At 69.3% G+C, this 22014-nt stretch carries 11 protein-coding genes; 3 read left to right on the top strand and 8 right to left on the bottom strand.

The genetic code is table 11. The annotated features are described in order from the left end of the window. Nucleotides 1-365: 365 nt before the first annotated feature. The 3 genes from ACERNI_RS06245 to ACERNI_RS06235 all read left to right on the top strand — a co-directional run bounded on the left by ACERNI_RS06245 (nucleotide 366) and on the right by ACERNI_RS06235 (nucleotide 8874). Nucleotides 366-5597 (top strand): alpha-2-macroglobulin family protein, encoded by a 5232-nt coding sequence (locus ACERNI_RS06245; protein ID WP_448832418.1) that lies wholly within the window; start codon nucleotides 366-368, stop codon nucleotides 5595-5597. Beyond that, nucleotides 5594-7825, top strand: a complete 2232-nt coding sequence (gene pbpC / locus ACERNI_RS06240) for a penicillin-binding protein 1C (RefSeq protein WP_448832417.1) — start codon at nucleotides 5594-5596, stop codon at nucleotides 7823-7825. Before ACERNI_RS06245 ends, pbpC begins: the two co-directional genes overlap by 4 nt. Before the next feature lie 497 nt (nucleotides 7826-8322). After that, the gene (locus tag ACERNI_RS06235; protein WP_448832416.1) at nucleotides 8323-8874 is read left to right on the top strand and encodes a PRC-barrel domain-containing protein; all 552 of its coding nucleotides are present in this window, start codon (nucleotides 8323-8325) and stop codon (nucleotides 8872-8874) included. Nucleotides 8875-9374: 500 nt separating this feature from the next. Here the strand turns inward: ACERNI_RS06235 and ACERNI_RS06230 are convergent, their stop codons facing one another. The 8 genes from ACERNI_RS06230 to ACERNI_RS06195 all read right to left on the bottom strand — a co-directional run bounded on the left by ACERNI_RS06230 (nucleotide 9375) and on the right by ACERNI_RS06195 (nucleotide 21834). Then, nucleotides 9375-10571: an ABC transporter permease gene (locus ACERNI_RS06230; protein ID WP_448832415.1), complete on the bottom strand. Its 1197-nt coding sequence runs from the start codon at nucleotides 10569-10571 to the stop codon at nucleotides 9375-9377. Between the two features lie 5 nt (nucleotides 10572-10576). Further along, nucleotides 10577-11593 carry an ABC transporter permease gene (locus ACERNI_RS06225; RefSeq protein WP_448832414.1) on the bottom strand — a complete coding sequence of 339 codons (1017 nt, stop codon included), beginning with the start codon at nucleotides 11591-11593 and terminating at the stop codon, nucleotides 10577-10579. After that, entirely contained in the window at nucleotides 11590-13626 is a 2037-nt protein-coding gene (locus ACERNI_RS06220; protein WP_448832413.1) for an ABC transporter substrate-binding protein, read from the bottom strand. The genes ACERNI_RS06225 and ACERNI_RS06220 overlap by 4 nt, the downstream gene beginning before the upstream one ends. After that, nucleotides 13623-15497, bottom strand: coding sequence for an ABC transporter ATP-binding protein (locus ACERNI_RS06215; RefSeq protein WP_448832412.1), 1875 nt, complete (start codon nucleotides 15495-15497; stop codon nucleotides 13623-13625). Before ACERNI_RS06215 ends, ACERNI_RS06220 begins: the two co-directional genes overlap by 4 nt. A gap of 189 nt (nucleotides 15498-15686) precedes the next feature. Next, nucleotides 15687-17669 carry a glycosyltransferase gene (locus tag ACERNI_RS06210; RefSeq protein WP_448832411.1) on the bottom strand — a complete coding sequence of 661 codons (1983 nt, stop codon included), beginning with the start codon at nucleotides 17667-17669 and terminating at the stop codon, nucleotides 15687-15689. Further along, nucleotides 17666-18829, bottom strand: a complete 1164-nt coding sequence (locus ACERNI_RS06205) for a glycosyltransferase family 4 protein (RefSeq protein WP_448832410.1) — start codon at nucleotides 18827-18829, stop codon at nucleotides 17666-17668. Before ACERNI_RS06205 ends, ACERNI_RS06210 begins: the two co-directional genes overlap by 4 nt. A gap of 218 nt (nucleotides 18830-19047) precedes the next feature. Continuing rightward, complete coding sequence (locus ACERNI_RS06200) at nucleotides 19048-20439, bottom strand: glycosyltransferase family 4 protein (RefSeq protein WP_448832409.1); 1392 nt, start codon at nucleotides 20437-20439, stop codon at nucleotides 19048-19050. 102 nt (nucleotides 20440-20541) lie between these two features. Further along, nucleotides 20542-21834, bottom strand: a complete 1293-nt coding sequence (locus ACERNI_RS06195) for a glycosyltransferase family protein (protein ID WP_448832408.1) — start codon at nucleotides 21832-21834, stop codon at nucleotides 20542-20544. Nucleotides 21835-22014 lie beyond the last annotated feature (180 nt).

Here is a 22014-nt window from a genome sequence, read left to right as displayed (position 1 = left end):
CGCGCGGGGGCATTCACCGCGCCAGTCCGGCGCGGATGTTCGCGGGCTGATTCAGGGATGTCTTCTATCTTGTTGATATTGCATATTTTTACTTAAATTTACAGCGAGCTCGCTTGAAAGCGCCCGCGGCCCGGGCGCAGAATGCCCTCGCAAAATCCCGAACAAGATTTTGTCCGGGATTTTTGGGCATGACGGGTCAGTCAGGGAGAAGCGGCATGGGCATCAGGCGATCCAGCGGAGCAGGCGCCGCCTTGACGTCGCCGGATGCAAGGCCATCTCGTCGGCAATCTCCTTGCGACCCCCAATACAAAGTCCAGTCGCGGCGCCGGTCCGGCTTCGCGGCGGCGTTGTTGGCCGGCCTGGCCATGCTTGTTCCGTTCTCCGCGCCGCAACCGGCGCGGGCCCAGGCTGGAGCGGCGACATCCATCCGCCCGGCTGCCCGCCCGGCTGAAGCTTTCGTGCGGGAGGATCTGGCCAGCAATGCCGTGCAGCTGGAAACGCGGCTGCGGGCTGAGCCGGGGGCTGGCCAGCGCCCGGGCGCGCAGGCCCGCCAGGCGGCGGACCAGGCGCTGGCGCGTGGGCAGTGGGGGGTGGCGATGGCCGCCGCCCGCGACGCCATTGTCGCTGACGGCAAGGATGCGGCCGCGTGGCTGGTCTGGGCCCGCGCCGCCCGTCAGGCCGCGCCGGGCGACCGGACCAATAGCTGGCGGCTGCGCAATGACGCCATCACCGCGGCTTACGCCGGCTACCAGTTCGCGGCTGACCGGCAGCAGAAGGCCGGGGCGCTGGCGGAGCTTGGCGCCGCGCTCGCCGCCGCCAGCTCCTGGCGTCCGGCCCTCAACGCTTACGCGGCGTCGCTGGCGCTGGTCGAAGCGCCGGAGGTGCGCGCGGTCTGGGCCGAACTGCGCAAGAAGCACGGCTTCCGCATCACCAATTACAAGGTGGATTCCGACGCCGCCTCGCCGCGCGTCTGCTTCACCTTCTCCGAGCCGCTGGCGCGCGGCCGGGTCGATTTCGCGCCCTTCGTGGCGCTGGCTGGCGCCGCCAACGCGGCGGTGACGACCGAGGGGCAGCAGCTTTGCGTCGATGGCCTCAAGCATGGCCAGACCTATGGCGTGGTGCTGCGTCAGGGGCTGCCATCCGCCGTCGGCGAAGACCTGCTCGCCAACGCCGACTATCAGATTTATGTGCGCGACCGCTCGGCCATGGCGCGCTTCACCGGCCGCAATTACGTGCTGCCGCGCACCGGCCAGGAAGGCATTCCGGTCGTCACGGTCAACACCAGCGCCGTGCGGATCGAACTGGCGCGCATTGGCGACCGTTCGCTGCTGCCGACAGTGCGCTCGGGCAATTTCATGGCGCAGCTGTCGCGCGATGGGGTCGACGAGGTGCTGACCCGGAAGGGCTACAAGGTCTGGTCTGGCGATCTGGAGGTGAAGTCGCAGCTCAACGCCGACGTCATCACGGCTTTCCCGGTGCAGGAGGCGACGGGCGGCAGGCTGGAGCCGGGGGTCTATGTGATGACCGCCCAGCCGGCTGGCGCCGTGCCGCTTGATCGGGAATCGGATTACGGCGAGCGGGCGACGCAGTGGTTTATCGTTTCAGATCTGGGGCTTACGGCGGTTTCCTCGGAGAATGGCGTCCGGACGGTGGTGCGCTCGCTGGCCACCGCCAAGCCGCTTTCCGGCGTCGAGGTGCGGCTCGTCGCCCGCAACAATGACGTGCTGGCGACGCAAAAGAGCGACGCCAGCGGCGTTGTCGCCTTCGATCCGGGGCTGGCGCGCGGCAAGGGCGGCCTCGCTCCCGGCATGGTCGTGGCCAACGGCGCTGACGGCGATTACGGCTTTCTCGATCTGGAGCAGACGGCTTTCGACCTCAGCGACCGCGGCGTGAAGGGCCGCGAAGCGCCCGGGCCGATGGACGCCTTCCTGTTCACCGAGCGCGGCGTTTATCGCTCTGGCGAGACCGTGTTCCTCACCGCGCTGCTGCGCAACAACCGGGCCGAGGCGACCGCTGGCGCGCCGCTGACCCTGGTGGTGCGCCGGCCGGACGGCGTGGAATATCGCCGCGCCGTGGTCGAGGACCAGGGGCTGGGCGGCCGCTCGCTGTCTATCCCGCTGCTTTCCGGCGCGCAGGGCGGCACATGGCGCGTGAAGGCCTATGTGGACCCGAAGGGCGATTCCGTCGGCGAGGCCACCTTCCTGGTCGAGGACTATGTGCCCGAGCGGCTGGAGGTGACCCTGAAGCCGGCCGCGCCAGTGTTGCAGCCGGGCGAGCCGGCGCAGGTGGCGGTGGAGGCGCGCTATCTCTATGGCGCGCCGGGCTCCGGACTGACCGTGAGCGGCGAGGTCGGCGTCGCCGAGGCTCCGGCGACGGCGGTGAAGGGACTGGACGGCTACCAGGTCGGCATCGACGATGAAAAATTCGAGGCGGTTACCGCCGAGCTGGAAGAAACCGTGCGCACGGACGGGGCCGGCAAGGCCGTGGTTTCGGCGCCGGTGAACGACGCGGCCGCCGCCCGGCCGTTGCAGGCGACGGTGACGCTGCGCGTTGGCGAGGACGGCGGCCGCGCTGTCTCGCGCTCGGTGACGCTGCCGATCCTGCCCTCCGGCCCGGTGATCGGCGTCAAGCGGCTGTTCAGCGACCTCAGCGCCGGGGCCACGGCGAATTTCGATGTGGTGATGGCCCAGCCCGACGGCGCCCGCATGGCCCGGCAGCTGAAGTGGAGCCTGTACAAGGTTGAGCGGCGTTATCAATGGTTCAACAGCGATGGCCGCTGGAACTCCGAGCCGGTGAAGACCAGCCGTCGCGTCAGCGACGGCGTCATCGAGGCCACGGCCGGGGCGCCGGCCCGCATCGCCGCGCCCGTGGACTGGGGCTCCTGGCGGCTGGAGGTCACGTCGGATGGCGGGGGCTCCGCCGCCGTCACCAGCGTGTCCTTCCATGTGGGCTATGGGGTGGAGGCCAGCGCCGATACGCCCGACGCCCTGGAGGTGACGCTGGACAAGCCCGCCTACAAGGCCGGCGACGTGATGCAGGCGCGCATCAACGCCCGCTTCCCCGGCACCGCCACGCTGATGATCGTCACGGACCGGGTGCAGCACGAGCAGGCCGTGTCGTTGGCCGCCGACGGAACCACGGTTAGCGTGCCGGTGAAGGCGGACTGGGGGGCGGGCGCCTATGCGGTGGCCTTCGCCCACCGCCCGCTGGATGTGGCGGCGAAGCGCATGCCAGGCCGGGCGCTTGGTCTGTCGTGGTTCTCCATCGACCGGGAGCAGCGCGAGCTTGGCGTGGCGCTGGCGCCGCCGGCGCAGATGCGGCCGCGCGGCGAACTGGCCATTCCGGTGACGCTGACCGGGCTGAAGCCAGGCGAGGAGGCGTTTGTCACCGTCGCCGCCGTGGACGTGGGTATTCTCAATCTCACCCGCTACGAACCGCCGAAGCCGCAGAACTATTATCTGGGACAGCGGCAGCTGGGCGCGGAGCTGCGCGATCTGTACGGCTACCTCATCGACGGCATGCAGGGCGCGCGCGGCGCCTTGCGCTCCGGCGGCGACGCGGCGGCGCTGATGCAGGGCGAGGCCCCCACCCAGGAGCCGCTGGCGCGTTATTCCGGCGTGGTCAAGGTCGGGCCGGACGGCGCGGCGGTGGTGAAGTTCGATATCCCGTCGTTCAATGGCGCGGTGCGGGTTATGGCGACGGCATGGAGCGCCGGACGCGTCGGCTCGGCCAGTACGGACGTGATCGTGCGCGATCCGGTGGTGGTGACGGCGACGACGCCGCGCTTCATGGCCATTGGCGACCAGTCGCGCCTGCACGTCCAGGTGGACAATGTGGATGCGGCGGCGGGTGATTACGCCGTCAACGTCGATCTGGCCGGTCCCGGCCTTGCGCCGGCCGAGGCGCTGTCGCGCACGCTGAAACTGGCGAAGGGCGGCAAGACGTCGTTCGAGATCCCGCTGACCGCGACGGGCAAGGGCGTGATCAGGCTCGCCATCCAGGTGAACGGCAAGGATGTGGAGGCCAGCCAGACCGTGGCGCTGCGCGCCCAGCCCGGCGCGCCGGCGCTGGCCCGGCGCACGGTGCGGCCGCTGCCGCCGGGCGCCTCGGTGGAGCTGACCAGCGAGCTGCTGGCCGACATGGTTCCGGGAACCGGCGTGGCTTCGGTCGCGGCGACCCAGTCGACGGCGCTCAATGCCCCGGCGCTGCTGCGGGCGCTCGATCTCTACCCCTATGGCTGCACCGAGCAGACGGTGAGCAAGGCGTTGCCGCTGCTGTACAGCAACCAGCTGGCGGCGGCGCACGCCATGCCGGCGGACAATGACGCCGACCGGCGCATCAATGATTCCATCGCCCGCGTGTTGTCGCGGCAGGACAGCAATGGCTCGTTTGGCCTGTGGTCGGTGGGCGGCGATGACATATGGCTCGACGCCTATGTGAGCGACTTCCTCACCCGGGCGCGCGAACGCGGCTTCGCCGTGCCGCAGCAGCCGTTTGACCTGGCGCTGGAGCGGTTGCGCAATACGGTTGCCAACGCCGGCGATTTCAACGCCAGCAGCAGCGACGGCCTGGCCTACGCCATCTATGTGCTGGCCCGCAACGGCCGGCCGGTGATGGGCGATCTGCGTTATCTGGCTGACACCAAAATCCGGGAGATCGCGACGCCGCTGGGCCGCGCCCAGGTGGCGGCCGCCCTGGCGCTGCTCGGCGACCGGCCGCGCGCCAACAGCGCTTTCGGCGCCGCTGTCACCAGCCTGAAAAACGAAACCAGCGGCGCCTGGCGGCCGGACTATGGCTCGCGGCTGCGCGACGGCGCGGCCATCCTGACCCTGGCCGCCGAGGCCGGCGTTGGCGCCGATCTGGTGCAGCAGGCGGCGACGGTGGTGGAGCAGTCGCGGGCCCAGGTGACCTACACCAGCACCCAGGAGAATGTCTGGCTGCTGCTGGCGGCCCTGGCGCTGGAGAAGGACGCGAAGAAGCTGCGCATCAGCTTCAATGGCGAGACGTCTTCCGGCGGGCTGTCCCGCAATCTGGACGCCGCCGCCCTGGCCCAGCCGGTGCGCATTGGCAATGTGGGCGACGAGCCGGCGCAACTGACGGTGACGACCTCGGGCAATCCGCTGACGCCGGAGCCGGAGCTGTCGCGCGGTTACAAGGTGGAGCGCGCCTATTATCGTCTCGACGGTGTGAAGGTTGATCCGGCGACCCTGCGCCAGAATGACCGGCTGGCGGTGATGCTGCGCATCACCGAGGCGGCGGCGGAAAACGCCCGGCTGCTGGTGGTGGACCATCTGCCAGCCGGCGTCGAGATCGAGAACCCGAAGCTGGTGGAGGGATCTTCGCTCTCCGCCTTCGCCTGGGTCGACAAGGACCAAACGGCGCCGACGGCGACCGAATTCCGCGATGACCGTTTCGTCGCCGCCTATGAGCGGCGCAAGGGCCAGCCGGCGTTCATCAATGTCGGCTACATCATCCGCGTGGTGTCGCCGGGGCGCTTCGTGCATCCGCCGGCGACGGCGGAAGACATGTACCGGCCGGACCGGTTTGGCCGCTCGGCCTCGGGCGTCATGACGGTGGAGGCGGCGCGCAAGCCGTGAACGCGACCGAAACAGCAGCGGGGAAGGCCCCAGGCGGGCGGCGCGGCCGTGTGCTGCGGCGGCTGGGGCTGGCCGCCCTGCTGGTGGCGGCAGCCGGCGGGGGCGGCTATCTGGCGCTGTGGCGCTATGCGGCGTCGCTGGGGCCGGTCGATCTCAGCGTGTTGCAGCGGACCTCGCCGCTGGCGCTGGACCGGGACGGACGGCTGCTGCGCGCCTTCGCCACGCCGGAAGGGCGCTGGCGGCTGCCGGTGAAGCTGGCCGAGGTCGATCCGCACTTCATCAATCTGCTCAAGGCCTATGAGGACCGGCGTTTTGATGCCCATGGCGGCGTCGATGCGCTGGGCGTGGCGCGGGCAGCCTGGCAGCTGGCGCGCAATGGCCGGGTGGTGTCGGGCGCATCGACCCTCAGCATGCAGGCGGCGCGGCTGCTGGAGCCCCGCGAGGCGCGCAGCTTCTCCGCCAAGCTGCGGCAGATGGTGCGGGCCGTGCAACTGGAGCGGCAATTGGGCAAGGAGGGGGTGCTCACCGCTTACCTGACCCTGGCGCCCTATGGCGGCAATATCGAAGGGGTGCGCGCCGCCTCGCTGATCTATTTCGGCAAGGAGCCAGCCCGGCTCTCCACCGCCGAAGCCGCGCTGCTGGTGGCGCTGCCGCAATCGCCCGAGGCGCGCCGGCCCGATCGCAACGCCGCCGCCGCCGTGGCGGCGCGGGCCCGCGTCCTGCAGCGCGGCCTGGAAGCTGGCGCGCTGGTCGCGGCGGAAACCGGACGCGCTGGCGCCGCCGCCATGCCGACGGCGCGGCGGCCGTTGCCGATGCTGGCGCCGCATCTCGCCGAACAGGCCATCTCCGCCCAGGACGGCGGGGCCGGGGCGGCGCCCGCCGCCGACATGGCGACGCTGGCGCCGGAAGCGGCCATCGCCCTGGTTCCAGGCGCGCCTGACCCGTGGGCGCCGCCGGCGCCAAAGGCCGGGACGCATGTGGCCCTCGCCATCGACGCCCGCTTGCAGGCCGCCTTGCAGGCCCTGGCGGAGGAGCGGGCGGCGGCGCTGGGGCGGCGCATCTCCGCCGCCATCGTGGTGGTGAACAACGCCACCGGCGAGGTGCGGGCGCATGTGGGATCGTCCGACTATTTTGATGCGGAGCGGGCGGGTGCGGTCGACGCCAGCCGGGCGATCCGCTCGCCAGGCTCGGCGCTGAAGCCATTCATCTATGGCCTCGCCTTCGAGCAGGGGCTGGCCCACCCGGAAACCGTGCTGGACGATCGCCCGTCGCGCTATGGCGCCTGGGCGCCGGAGAACTTCGAGATGGGGTTCCTCGGCACGGTCAGCGCCCGCAAGGCGTTGCAGATGTCGCTGAACCTGCCGGCGGTGGAATTGCTGTCGGAGCTTGGCGCGCCGCAATTGCTGGCGCGGCTGCGCGGCGTCGGGGCCCGCCTCGTCATGCCGGACGACGCCTCGCCGGGGCTGGCCGTGGGGCTCGGCGGCCTCGGCATATCGCTGGTCGATCTCACCATGCTCTACGCAGGGCTGGCGCGGGGCGGCGACGTGGTTCCGCTGCGCTGGCGGCTGGATGATCCGGTGGGGCAGAGCCGGCGGCTCACCGATCCGGTGGCGGCCTGGTATGTGGCTGACGCCCTGCGCGAGGCGCCGCCGCCGGCCAATGCGGTGACGGGACGGATCGCTTTCAAGACCGGCACGTCATGGGGCTACCGCGACGCCTGGGCCGTCGGCTACGATCGCCGCCATACGGTTGGCGTCTGGCTGGGGCGGGCCGACGGCGCGTCGGTTCCGGGGCTGGTGGGCCGCGTTGCGGCGGCGCCGGTGCTGTTCGATGTGTTTGCCCGCATTGGCGGTGAGCCGCAGCCGCTGTTGCAGCCGCCTGGCGTGCTCAAGGCGACCGCCGCGACGCTGCCGCCGCCGCTGCGCCATCTGCGCAAGGGGGCGCCCAAGACCATCGCCGCGACGCTGGTTCCGCCGCTGCGCATCTCGTTCCCGCCAGATGGCTCCAGCATCGACCTGGGCGCCGGATCAGGCGGCGACCTGCCGGATCTGGCCCTGCGCGCCAATGGCGGCGCGCCGCCATTGCGCTGGTTCGTCAATGGCGCGCCGGTCGGCGAAGCGCAGATGCGGCGCCAGAGTTTCTGGAAGCCTGACGGCGCGGGTTTCGCGCGGGTTTCGGTGATGGATTCGCGCGGAACCAGCGACAGCGTCCAGGTGCGCATCGAGTAGCCAGACGCGCGTTGCATGGCGATGACGCGCCGCGCCATGGCGAAGCAGCTCAGCATTGTTGCGCTGCCCCCCATATCTGGTCGGCGCTGGCGCCGCTTCCAACGCAAGCGCGCCACGCGCCGGGAGGCGGCCAAATGGACGAAACGCCGCCAGGCGAATTTCTCCGGACCAGAGCCTTTGAGCGGGGAGATGTCCCCGATTTTGGGTTAAACGTCACGATCTGGGTGCGATACAGTCCTTAAAAAGCTCCAATGTTCCGGTATCGGATGCGCCAGCGCGCTTATGGCGGGTTTTTTCAGAGCGCTGACCTGGCCAGGGCCGACGCGGTGTGTGGCCACGAGGCTGGCGATCAGCGTGGGCCTGGCGATCTGGTTGCAGACGCCTGGTGGGAAACCCCATGTATGGGCAGGCAAGTGGTTTCGGCGCTGTTCGCGCTCCAGACTGACGTGTCGTCGGGTGGATTGTTGCGGGCGCGCTGTTTTCGGAGAGGGTAACTGATGAGGATCAGGTTTGGGGCCGTTTCCCGCATGGCTGTGCTGGCTGTGACGCTGGCTGGAGCCGCCGGACTGGCGGGGCCGGCGCTGGCGCAGGCAGATGGCGGGTCGGCGGCTGGCGCCGTGACGGTGACGGGCAAGGACGCGACCCGCGCGCCGACGGCGGTTGGGGCAGTGGCGACGCCGGCTGGCGCCCCCGCGACCGCATTTTACAGTGGCCAGAGCGGCTCCCAGTGGATGGCCAGCAAGCTGATCGGATCCACGGTTGTCGGGGCTGACGACAAGGCTGTCGGCGCCATCACGGACCTGGTGCTGGGGCAGACCGGCGCAACCGAAGGCGCGGTGATCGGCGTGGGCGGTTTCCTTGGCGTGGGCGAGAAAAAGGTCGCCGTGCCGTTCGGCAAGCTTGAAGTGGTGCGCGGCGAGGACGGCAAGGTCGACAAAATCCGCGTCGCCCTGTCCCGTGACGAGCTGGAAAAGGCCCCGACCTTCGTCACGCTGGCGGAGCAGAAAGCCAGGGCCAAAGCCTCGGAGCCGGCCAAACCGTCCAAATGAGCAAGCCGTCGCGGTGAAGCCATTGGGCCCGCCCGATGGCCACATTGACGCGACTTATTTTGCACGCGGCGCATCATTCTCACGACGCAACATGCCCGCGCCTGTCGCGGGCATTGTCGTATTTGCCAGCGGGCTTGCGGCGATTGCCGCCTGCAAGCCAGACGCGCGCCAACCGGACGCTCCCGGTCAGCGCCTCCGGTGTGGGCCTGCGCCTGACGCGGATGGGTTGCGTAAACAGGCAGGAGCTTGCCAGGCGTGAGCTTGCCAGGCGTGGGATATTTGCCGGGCCTGGGATTTACCGGGCCAAGACACTGCCCCGGGATGGACACTGCCCCGGGATGGACACTGCCCCGGGATGGGCACTGCCCGGGGATGGGCACTGCCCGGGATAGGTTCTGCCTGGCTTGTGCTCGGCCTGGCATGGGCCTGATCATGCGCAAGGCTTTGCCTGGTCCGCGAAGCCGCCTGGCGGCCCCGCAGCTCAGGCGGCCTGAGGCCCGTCAGTGATAGGGGTCAGCCGCGTCGCGCAGGCCGTCGCCCATGAAGTTGAAGGCCAGCACGACAACCACCACCGGAATGATGGGCGCCAGCAGCCATGGGTACAGGTTCACCGCCGCCAGGTTCTGCGCCTCATTCAGCAGCACGCCCCAGCTGGTGATTGGCGGGCGCAGGCCAAGGCCAAGGAACGACAGCGCGGTCTCGCCCAGGATCATCGACGGGATCGACAGGGTGGCCGAGGCGATGAGGTGGCTCATGAAATTGGGAATGAGGTGGCGCCCGATGATCCGCGAACGCGATGCGCCCATCAGCTCCGCCGCCTTGACATAGTCCTCCTCCCGCAATGCCAGCAGTTTGGAGCGCACGGCGCGGGCCAGGCCCGGCCAGTCGAGCAGGCCGAGGATGATGGTGATGCCAAAGAACACCAGCAGCGGGCTCCAGTTCGCCGGCAGGGCCGCCGAGAGGGCCAGCCACAACGGCAGCTCTGGCAGCGAGCGCAGGATCTCGATCAGCCGCTGGATGACGTTGTCCACCCAGCCGCCGAGATAGCCGGCGAGGCCACCGAAAAACAGGCCGAGGGCGAACGACACCGCGATGCCCACCAGGCCCACCGTGAGCGAGATGCGGGCGCCATAGATGATGCGCGAGAACATGTCGCGTCCCAGCCGGTCGGTGCCCAGCAGGAACATCGTGCCGTCCTTCGGCGGGCAGACCAGATGGAAGCTGGCGTCGAACAGCCCCCAGAACCGGTAGGGCTCGCCCGAACAGAAGAAGCGGATCGGCTGTGGCCGGCTCGTGTCCACCTTGTAGTCGCGGGTGAAGGTCTCTTCGTTGAAGGTGAAGCTGTAGGGGTAGACGAAGGGGCGATGCAGGCTGCCGTCATGGAAAATCCGCACCGTCTGCGGCGGCGCGTAGAGAAAGTCGCCGTTGCGTTTTGTCAGGCCATAAGGGGCGATCAGCTCCACGAACGGCAGGCTGGCGTAGAGCGCCACCAGCACCAGGGCCGAGATGACGGCAAGGCGGTGGCGGCGGAATTTCCACCAGATCAGCGTCAGGGCCGAGGCGCGCAGATAGCGCTCGTCGTCATTGGCCGTGGGCTCGCGGGCGCCGGGATCGAACGGCGCGTCATCCACGAAATGCGGGGTCTTCGGCGCGTCGCGTCCGCTGGGGGGGAAGGCCATGGTCGGGGTCGTGTTCATGCGGCTCACCTCGCGCCCATGCGGATGCGCGGATCCAGCCACGCCAGCAGCAGATCGGAGATCAGCATGCCGACGACGGTCAGCACCGCCACGAACATCAGGATGAAGGCGGCCAGGAACTGGTCCTGACTCCGCAGCGCCGCCAGCAGGATGGGGCCAACCGTCGGCAGGCTCATTACCAGCGACACCAGGATGGAGCCGGAAACGAGGCCTGGCAGGATATGGCCGATGTCGGCGACGAACGGGTTCAGCGCCATGCGGAACGGATATTTGAGCAGGGCGCGCGTCGGCGGCAGGCCCTTGGCCTTGGCGGTGACGTAATATTGCTTGCCCAGCTCATCGAGCAGGTTGGCGCGCATGCGCCGGATCATCGCCGCCGTGCCTGAAAGGCCGATGACCAGCGTCGGCACGATCATGTGTTGCAGCAGCGATTTGAACTTGTCCCAGTCCCACGGCGCGGTGGCGTATTTGGGATCATACAGGCCGCCAATGGAAATGCCGAACCAGCGGTTCATGTAATACAGCAGCACCAGCGCCAGCAGGAAGTTGGGGATGGCGAGGCCGAGATAGCCGAGCAGCGTCGCCAGATAGTCGCCCCACGAGTACTGGCGCGCCGCGGAATAAATGGCGATCGGGATCGAGACGAGGTGGACGAAAATCACCACGGCGATATTGATCGCAAGGGTCAGCCACAAAGCGTCGCCCACCACCTCATTGACCGGGCGATCATATTCGAACGACCAGCCCCAATTGCCCTGAAGCAGCCCGGAAAAGCCATTGGGCCCCGGCCAGACGCCAAGCCAGGCGAGGTATTGCTCCCACACCGGCCGGTCGAGGCCATATTGCTTGATGAGGAACGCGGCCTTGGCGGCGGCGGCCTCGCCGCCCTGGGCGCGCAATTCGGCGATCTGGTTGGTGAGGAAGTCGCCTGGCGGCAGCTTGATGATGACGAACACCAGGCAACTGATGAGCAGCAGGGTCACTGCCATGGTGCCGAGGCGGCGCAGAACGAAGCTGATCATGCCGGATTGCTCCCCCGACGCCCCGGGCGGTCCCAGAACAGTTCGTCCATGCGATAAATCCCGAGCAGCGCCGTGGGCGCCCAGCTGTAAAGCGCGGTCTTGGGGAAATTGATCAGGCCGTTGCGCAGGGCCACCGGCTGCAGGGCGCCGGCGACGGTGCCGATCGACCACACATTCTCGGCGTGCAGGCCCAGCATCTCATGCCAGGCGCGGGCTTTCACGGCTTCGTCCGTCGCGTTCATCCACGAGGCCATGGCGGCCAGCAGCTTCTTCGCCTCCGGGTCGTCGCAGGCCTCGCCGCTCTTGCCCTTGGTCTCGGCGTATTGCCCCCACTTCGGCCAGGACATGCTGTCCTGCTGCACCGGTGCGAGCTCGGTCGGCGCCATCTGCGCGGTGGGAATGGCGTTGTCGAGGCCGGCGGAGGCCACCATGACGGCGCGCCCCTCATAGGCGCGGTTGCGCAGGATGGTGCGATCCTGCGGCTTGATGAACAGCTTGATGCCGATTTCACGCCAGAACTCGGTGATCAGTTCCAGCGTGTCGACGGCCAGGCCGGTGTCGCTGTCCACTTCCACCACCACTTCCAGCGGTCGCCCGTCAGGCGCCGCGCGAATGCCCGACGACGACGTTTTGAGACCGATCGCGTCCAGTAGCCGCGCCGCCTGCTCGGGGTCGTACCCGGCCCAGCGGTTGCGATATTCCGGCCGGAACAGCGCCGAGCCTTCCATCACCGTATTGTTGCCCTCCTTGCCGAGGCCAAACAGCAGGGCGTTGTTGATGGTGTGCCGGTCAATGGAAAGGGACAGCGCCCGGCGCCAGCGCACGTCGCGGTTCAGCGCCCGCCACATGGGATCGGCGACGGTGAGGTTGGGGTAGAGCGCCAGCTCCGAACCACGGGCCATGCGCCACAGCAGGGTGGCGTAGTCGTGGGCCTTCTCGCCCTGCTTCAGCACCGGAATGTCGCTCATGATCAGGCCGCGGGCGAGCAGGTCGACCTCGCCGGCGTTGGTCTTGGCGGCGAACAGGCTGGCGGAGGCGATGTCGGCGATGACGCGATCGACATAGGGCAATTGCGCGCCGGCGCTGTCGAGGCGATGGAAATAGGGGTTGCGCTCGAAGATGATCCGCGTTGCCCCGGCTTCCACCGGCCGCCATGGAAACAGCGTTGGCAGGGTTGGGCTGGAATTCTCCAGCATGGCGTCCATGCGGTTGTGCAGGGGCGCCCAGGATTTCACCCGCGCCTTCTTCACCAGTTCGGCCAGTTGCTCCGCTGGCGTGTATTTGACGTGATACTGCCGCAGCACGTGGGCGGGCCGATAGATATACGGATCCTGCGGGCCGGCGAGCGTGGGCAGGAACAGCGGGTTGGGGCGCGGCCAGGAATAACGGACTGTGACCTCGTCCAGCACCTCGAACTTCGGCTCCTGGCCGTCGGTCAGCAGGAACAGCGGCGGGCCAGACGGCGTCAGCGCCGGGTTCTTGATGATGTCCTGCCAGTAGTAGCGGAAGTCCTCGCTGGTGAAGGGATGACCATCGGACCAGCGGTGGCCGCGTCGCAGCCGCAGGGTGAAAATACGGCCTTCCACCACATCGACAGCCGCCAGCACATCGGGCTGCAACTGCAACTGTTCGGTGTAGCCAACCAGACGGGTGTAGGCGTTGGCCGACAGGTAGCGGATGTCGCGGGCGCGGGCGATCAGCGTCGTCATCTCCCCGCCTGGCGTCCCGGTGCGCCGCCCATGAGCCGGCAGATCGACCACCAGCGGGTCCTGGGGCAGGCGATCCTTCAGCGGCGGCAACGCGCCGGCCGTCACCTGCGGCTGCAACAACGGGCTTTCGCCAGCGGGCGCGCTTTGGCCAGAGGCGCGCTGGCCGAGCAGGGGCGTCGCGGCAAGGGCCGCGCCGGCGGTGAGCAGGGCGCGGCGCGAGATTCCCGGCGCGCGCGCAGGGGCCTGGATCTCCAGGGTTTCCGGGGCTTCCAGGATTTCCTGTATCTCCAGGGGTTCCTGGATTTTGCGGTGATCGCGGGTCATGCCGCAGCCCTCCCGGCGGCGTCTCCCAGACGCACGTAGTGCTGTGGCGCGACTTCGCGCATGACGCCAGCCTCGCCGCTCCCCAGCCGGTAGGGCTCAGGCCATAGCGTCGGCTCGGAGAAGCGGCCGGAGCGGAGTTTCTCGAAATCGAGCGGATGGTCGAGGTCTGGCGCCGGCACCGCCGCCAGCAGCGCCTGGGTGTAGGGATGCAGCGGCGCGTTGAACAGGGTTTCGCGCGGCGCCTGCTCGACAATGTGGCCCCGGCACATCACGGCGATGACGTCGGCCATGTAGTCCACCACCGCCAGATTGTGCGAGACGAAGATGTAGGACAGATCGAGCGCCTGTTGCAGGTCTTTCAGCAGGTTCAGCACCTGGGCCTGCACCGAGACATCGAGGGCCGAGACCGGCTCGTCGCACAACAGCACCTGGGGCGACAGGGCGAGGGCCCTGGCGATGCCGAGCCGCTGGCGCTGGCCGCCGGAGAACGAGTGCGGATAACGGCGCAGGGCGTGACGGTCGAGGCCGACCATGGCCAGCAGCAGGCTGGCGCGCTCGAACTGCTCCTGCTCCGTGCCGACATTGTGGATGCGCATGGGCTCGGTCAGCAACTGGTAGACCGTCATGCGCGGGTTAAGCGAGCCGTAGGGGTCCTGGAAAATGAACTGCACGGCGCGGCGATAGCGCATCAGGTCATCGCCCTTCAGCGTGCTGATGTCGCGCAGGCCGTCGCCGTCGTCGTAACAGATGCTGCCGGAATCCGGCGTGATGGCGCGCATGATCATGCGCGACACGGTGGTCTTGCCACAACCGGATTCGCCAACAAGACCAAGCGTCTGGCCCGGCATCAGCGTCAGGCTGACATCAGACACGGCGCGCACCTGGCGGGTCTGGCCGGAAAACCAGCCGGAGCGCAGGGTGAAGGTTTTGGAGATGTCGCGCGCCTCCAGCACCGGGCCAGCGGGGCGCTTTGTCACCGGGCGGGCCTGGGTGGCGAGCAGGCGCGCGTCGGCGACCTCGCGCAGGGGCGTCAGGCGCTCTCCCGGCTTCATGTCGAAGTGCGGCGCGGCGTTCATCAGGGCGCGCAGATAGGGATGCTGCGGGTTGCGGAAGATGGTTTCGCGATCGCCGGATTCAACGATGCGGCCGCGATACATCACCACCACGTCGTCGGCCACATTGGCCACCACGCCCAGATCGTGCGTGATCAGCAGCACCGACATGCCCGTTTCCGCCTGCAGGTCGGAAATCAGCTCAAGGATCTGCGCCTGGGTGGTGACGTCGAGGGCGGTGGTGGGCTCATCGGCGATGAGCAGGGCCGGGCGGCAGATCAGGGCCATGGCGATCATGGCGCGCTGGCGCATGCCGCCGGACAGCTCAAACGGGTAGGTATTGAAGATGCGGGCCGGATCAGGCAGCCCAACGCGGGCGAACACCGCTTCCGCCACCTCGCGCGCCACGTGGGCCGGCGCGCGGTTGTGCAGCATGTAGGCTTCCGTCACCTGGTCGCCCACGGTGTGCAGGGGCGAGAGCGAACTCATCGGCTCCTGGAAGATCATGGTCATGCGGTCGCCGCGCAGGGAGCGCATGTCCTTGCCGGAAGGGTCAAGCCGGGTCAGGTCGAGCGGGGCGCCCGGGCGGCCCGGGTCGTTGAACAGGATGGAGCCGCCGGTGATGGTCGCGGCCTTGGGCAGAATGCCCATCATCGCCTGGGCGGTGACGGATTTTCCCGAGCCGGATTCGCCCACCAGCGCCACGGTGCGACCGCGCGGAATATCAAAGGAAACGCCCCGCAGCGCCTGCGTGACGACGCCGGCGCCCGTGAAGCTCACGGCCAGGTCCCTGATGCTGAACAGCGGCGTTTCACTCAACTGGCGCCCCCCGGACTTTGGCGTCTCAAGATTGCGGAGGAATTCCACATTCGTTCGTGTGGATCTGTCTTCTGCAAGCATTAAACAGGTTGGCCTCGCAAGGCTATAGAGCAGCGCGGCGAAACGGGACGCCATTGGGGATGGATTGGGCAAAACGGCGCCCGCCCGGGGGCGCCTGGCCCGCGCCAGCTACCGCGCCAGGTCGCCATGCGACAGGGCGTCGTTGATCGCGATCATGCGCGCGGCCGGATGGCCGGCGATCAGGCCGAGCAGGATGGCGATGAAGGCGTCGATGCGGGCATCGTGCGCCAGGTGATGGCTGAGCAGGCCGATGGGTTCGGGGTCGGCGCCAGGGGCGGTGACGCGGGCGATGGCCTGACGCAGCGTTGCGGCGAGGTCCGCCGGATCGACCAGGCTGCGATCGCCGCGCCAGGCAATGGGGTCGATGTGCGTATTGACCTGCGCCAGGCCCGGGGCCGCGAAACGCGCCGCCCGGTGGCGGAAGGTTGACAGGCCGGCAAAACCCGCGCCCGCCAGGCGCGGCGTCAGGGCCGGGCTGGTCCGGTTCCACGGCGGCGTGAACACCGGGCGCGCCTGGGCGCCGAACAGGGCGCGGATGCGGGCCAGCCCGTCCGCCGCCCGGCGCGCCAGCTCTGCCGGGTCGCCATGGCTGAACTCGCCCTTTTTGGCGTCAGGCGGGGCGAGGTTTTCGTGGCTGAAGCCATGAACCAGCACGGCGACATGCGCCTCGCCGGCAAGGCGGCCCGCCAGTTCAGGCGTGGCGTGGGCGGGGATGGCGGCGATGGCGAGCGGCGCCTCATGGGCGCGGGTCAGGGCCAGCAGCCGCTCCAGTTGCGGCGTCGGCGCGACGGCGTCGTCGTCGCGATGCCAGAACGCGACGCTCTGGCCGGCGTCGGCGGCATGGTCCAGGGCAGCCTTGGCGGGGGCCAGGGCGGCGGTAATGGCCGTGGTCAGCGGAGTGACGCCGGGGCTGGCGATGGCCTGCCTGGGCGCCGCCAGTTCTTCGATGATCTGCGCCGCGCGCGCGGCGCCATTCACCGCGATGCCGTGGCCGCTGCCCCGCCCGCAGGCCTGCGCCGCGCTGACGGCGGCAAGCAGTGTTGCGGCCGTGGCATCTTCCAGAGCGAGGTTCTGGACGAGGCCGCGGGCGGCGAACAGGGCGGCGCGCTGGGCCTGCTCGGTTTCGCCGCCTTCAGCGAACGGAACCACCACCGCCGGCGCGCCGGTGGCGAGAATGTCGAGGGCGGTGTTGTAGCCGCACTGGCTGATCGAGGCGGCGCAGCGGCGCAGCAGATCGCGAAAATCCGGCCTGGCGCGCGCGACAATGGCGTTGGCCGGCGCGGCATGGCGCAGGCTGGTCATCGCCGATTCCGCCACCTTGTGGCCAACCAGCATCCGCCAGACGCGCCGTTGCGGATCAGCTGCCGCCGCCGCCAGGGCGGCGCGCAGCAGCGGCAGCGCCGCCGCCGAACCGCCGCCGGAGACGACGATCTCGCCCTGGGCGGGCGCGGCCGCCGGCAGTGGCGCGCCTGGGGAGCTGCCGTCAACTGGGGGGCTGTCGTCCACATAGCCGGTGTAGTGCAGGCGGGGCTTCAGGTCACCGGCGATTGGCCAGGAGGCCTCCAGCGGGACCACCGCCGGGTCGGCGTGAACCAGCACGCCGTCATAGCGGGCGCGCAGCAGGGCGTGGGCGGCGTCGATCTTCGCCTGCTTCGCCGGCCGGGCCAGGATATCGCGCACCGAGGCCAGCACCAGGGGCGGCCGCGCCAGTTGCCGGGCCGTCTCCAGAATGGCCAGGAATTCCGCCCCCAAAGCGCGGCGGCCGAACGGAAACAGCTCGGTGACCAGCACATGCGGCTGCAGCCGCTCCAGGGCCTCGCGGGCGATGGCGATGCGGCAATGCGCCGTTTCCGGCGTGAGCGGCGCGCCGTCCGCTTCGCGCAGATCGGAAAACGCTGTCCCCACCACATGCAGCGGCGGCAACTGAACCAGTTCGACGCCTTCGGCGCGCAGCAGCGGAGCTGGCTGGCCGCCGCTGATGAGTTGCGCGACGTGTCCACGCGCCGCCAGCGCCCGGGCCAAAGCGGCGGCCCGCGTCAGGTGGCCGACGCCAAGCAGGTGGGTGACGACGATGGCGATGCGCAAGCTCATGGGGCGTTCCGTTCCGTCAGCAATGGCGCCAGCGTATCCCGTAAAATCGTGGCGGCGCTGGCAAGGCTGCGCTGCTGGCGAACAAATGCGGCGCCGGCCGCGCCAGCGGGCGGCAACCGGTCCGGCTGGCCCAGCAGATCACCCAGCCGGGCGGCGAAGCGGCAGGCGAGCGTCGTCTGCGGCTTGCCGGCGACCAGCCAGCCGGTTTCATCGTTGCGCACCACGCCGCTGACGCCGCCGGTATCGCCGGCCAGCACCGGGCAGCCATTGGCCTGCGCCTCCAGCAGGGCCATGCCGAACGCCTCATTGACCGCCGGCCAGACCAGCAGATCATGCGCCGCATAGATGGCGTCGAGCGCCTCTGGCGCCGCCAGACCCGCGAGAACCACCCGCGCGCCAAATGGCGCGAACAGCGCCGCGACTTCGTCCCGCGCCGGACCATCGCCCACGATCGTCAGGCGCCAGTTCTGGCTCGCCAGACGGCTCAGGCTGTCGGCGAGAATCCGGAACGAGGCCAGCTTGTCGCCCCGGCGCAGCATGGCCACGGCCAGCAGGCGCACGACGCCGGCGCCTGGTTGCCGATCCGGGGCGACGGGCGGCGGCGCCGGCAATCGCGTCAGGAAGGGCGGCAGGGCGCGGCACTTTTCCGCCATGCGCGCATCCGCCAGTTCGGGGGCTTCGAGCAGGCATGGCCGGTCGTTTTCATTGAGCACAAAAACGGCGCTGGCCCGGCGCAGCGCCGCCACGGTCGCGGCGTGGCCCATGCGCCAGGGGCCGTTGGCGCGGCGGGGGGCGAGCGAAGCCTCGGCGACCACGTATGGAATATCGAGCGCCGCCGCGACGGCCGGGCCGATCCAGTCCGGGGCCCGGTCATACAGATGGTAGGTGAACCACAGGCGCGGGCGGGCGGCGACGGGGGCGGCGCGCCAGCGGGCGATCAGCAGGTCGGCCTCGCGCAAGGCGGCGTCGCGGATGGCGCCTTGCGTGGCCTGGTCGCCGGTTTTGTCGTGGCTGCGCAGGCGTGAGGCGACTTCCGGGGCGTAGCCCGCTGCGGCCAGCGCCGCCAGCAGATTGCGCGCCATGGTGCGGTCGCCGGACGGCTGGGGATGGTCCGGCGGTTTCATGGGCGCACAGAAGGCGACGGGGGCATTGCGGACCATGGCGTCATCTTCCTGAAATCCGGAGCGCCAATCCGTAGCGCAAGTCCGTTCATGGGTGGCGGATTTTCGCCCTGCCGCTCTGGCCAGTCCCGTTATTTTCAGGCGAAGCGTCGCCGGCGTCGCTGGAACATGCTCTGGCCAGCGCGTTCCAGCCAGCGCGTTCCTGCCGGCGTGCTCTGGCCACGGGCGTTGTCGCTCACGCGCGGGCGGCTGGCGGGTCAGGCTGACGATGCAACGCCTCCCGCCGGACCGCGGCGGCCGGAGGACGCGCTGGCGGCGAGGGCGGCGCGCAGGCGGGTTTCGATCAGGTCAACGCCGCCGTCCATGGAAAAATCCGCCCGCAGCCGTCGCCAGGCGGCCTCGCCGAGACGGGCGCGCCGCTCCGGTTCGCGCGCCAGCAGATTGATGGCGTTGGCCAGCGTGGTGAAATCCGCTGGCGGAACCAGCACGCCCTCCACGTCGTCGCGGATGAATTCGGGGATGCCGGCGAAATCGCTGGCGATGATCGCCAGCTTCTGGCTGGCCGCCTCCATCAGCACATTGGGCAGGCCGTCCTGATCGCCGGAGCGGGTCTTGCGCGCCGGCAGCACGAACAGATCGGCGGCGCCGAGCAGGGCCATCACGTCCGGCTGGGGCAGGGCGCCCATGAAGACCACGCGCTGGCCGAGACCGAGTTGCTCCGCCTCCGTCTTGAGGCGCGGCAGCAGTTCGCCGCCGCCCACATGCACGAACTGCCAGTTGAGATCGCCAGGCAGGCCCGCCAGGGCCTTCAGCAGGTCGCCAAAGCCTTTTTTGGCCACGGCGCGGCCCACCGTGACAATCCGCACCGGCGCGGCCGGGTCGCCGCCATCGCTGGCCGGGCGGCTGTCGGGTGGGGGCGGCAGGCGCGACAGGTCGAGCCCGTGATAGGCGAGGGCGACGCGCTCCGGCTCCGGCGCCAGCGCTTGCAAAGCGGCCAGGTTCTGACGCGTGCAGGTGACGCCGAACAGGCATTCGGCGATTTTCTCGCGCTTCTCCCAGTCCGGGGTGGTCCAGATGTCCTTGGCGTGGGCGGAAAAGCTCCAGGGGGCCGGGTTGGCCGCCGAGCGGCGCAGCAGCGCGGCGTAGCGCACGACGGAGGCCGGCGTATGCAGGTAATGCACATGCACGTGGCCAACGCTGGCGGGCAGTTCGCGGGCAAAAACCATGGCCTGGCCAAGACGACGAACGCGGTTGCGCGTCAGGTCGCGACGGAAGTCGCGGACGAAGGCGCCAAGCATGCGGCCGAAGCCCGGCTGGCGCACCGCCCAGCCCAGGCCCTTCAGTACGCGCACCGGCGCCTCGTGCAGATATTCCGGCAGATAGGCCACGGGCGCCCTGATTTGCTGGTGCATCGGGTGGACGGCGCTGTCGGTGGGCTCGCGCAGCGAGACGATGCGCAGTTTCAGGCCGCGCCGCTCCAGGGCAAGGATTTCCTGGGCGATGAAGGTCTCGGAAAGGCGCGGGTAGCCCTTCACGACGATGGCGATTTCGCCCGCCGCCGGCGCGGCGGCTGGCGGGCTGGCGTCGGCATGACTGACGTGGGCGTGACTGGCGTGGGCGAGACTGGCGTTGGGCTTGGGAGACGTCATCGGGAAGGGGCCATGGGGCGTTTTATCGGGCGTTTTGGTGGTGTTGCCGGCGGCAGGGTTGCTGTCGAACCTGGGAACGGATGCGCTGGGCAGCGCCGGGGTTCAGGAACTGGCGGCGGTGCGCAGATGGCGCTCGTGATGCTGGTCGGCAGCGCGCCCGGAGCGGGCGTCCAGCCATCGGGCGAAGTCATGGCGGATGGCTTCCGCGCCGCCAAGCAATGGATCGGCGCACAGGGTCGTGGCGCTGGGGCGCGGCTGCTCCAGCAGGCGATGCAGCGCCGCGGCCATGCGCAACGGGTCGCGCTCGCCATCTTCTCCGACAATGGCGCTGGCCAGCCCCAGCCGCTCGGCCGCCATGGCGCGGATATATTGCTCGCGGCGCGGGCGGGTGCGCGGCACGATCAGGGCTGGCCGGTCGAAGGACAGCACCTCGCAAAAGGTATTGTAGCCGCCCATGGCGACCACCGCCGTGGCGCGGTTCATCAGGCTTTCCAGCTTGCTGTCGAATGACAGCGCCGCCAGGCGCGGATGGCGGTTGATGCGCTCCATGAAGTCGCGCCGGCGATCGCGGGCGATGAACGGCCCGAACACGACAAGGGCGGGAACCTGCAGGCCCGGATCCGCCTCATAGGCGCTGATGACCCAGTCGACCATGTCGTCGCCGTCGGCCCCGCCGCCGCTGGTGACAAGGACAAACGGCCCCCGGGTGATCCTGGGATAACGCGTCAGCGTTGGCTCGTTGGGCAGGCTGCGCCGCAGATAGCCCGTATATAACGTACGCTGGCGCAGGCGCTGCGACAGGTTGAATGCGGCCAGCGGCTCGTAAATTTCCTTCAGGCCGTAAACCCAGATGTCGTCATACAGGCCCTCCAGCGCCTGCAGCGCGCCCTTGCGCTCCCATTCCGGAACCAGCAGGTCGGGGTCGTCCATGACGTCGCGCACGCCGAGCACGACGCGCGCGCCCTGGCGGCGCGCCAGCTCCAGCGCCCCGGTAATTTCGCCGCGAAATCCGGTTGGCTCCTTGTCGACGATGACCAGGTCGGGCCGGAAGCTCTCGGTGGTCTGGCGGATGAGCTGGGCCCGCAACGCCGCCGTTTCATCAACGCCCATGTTGAGATTGAGGGTGCGATAGTCGCCATTGGCCATCTTCACGACGCCCGGCACCCGCACATAGTCGACGCCTGGGCGGAATTCGAAGCTGCCGATGACCGGCGAGCCGGACACGATAATGACCGAGACGCCTGGCGCTTCGCTGGCGAGGACGTTGGCGATGGTTCGCGAACGGCGCAAATGTCCCAGCCCGAACGTGTCGTGGCTGTACATCAGCACGCGCGCGCCTGTGTTTGCCAGGGCGTCCAGTGCGCCGGCACGCCCCCCGGCGTCCTCCATGATCATGAAGACCTCATTGCGGCCGCCGGCCGTGCTCCCTGTCCCCGCCGGCGCTGGCTGCGCGCCGTCCGGCTCCCCTTGAGCGGCAACCTAGACTATTTCCGCCCAACACGGAAACGGCATAAAGCGCAACTTCTCGCCAACAAACCGGTTTTCAGCGCAGCATGTGGACGGATGCCGGAATAG

This window comes from Camelimonas sp. ID_303_24, from assembly GCF_053543495.1.
The sequence above is the reverse complement of the archived record's forward strand: the minus strand, read 5'-3'. Positions and strand labels throughout refer to the sequence as shown.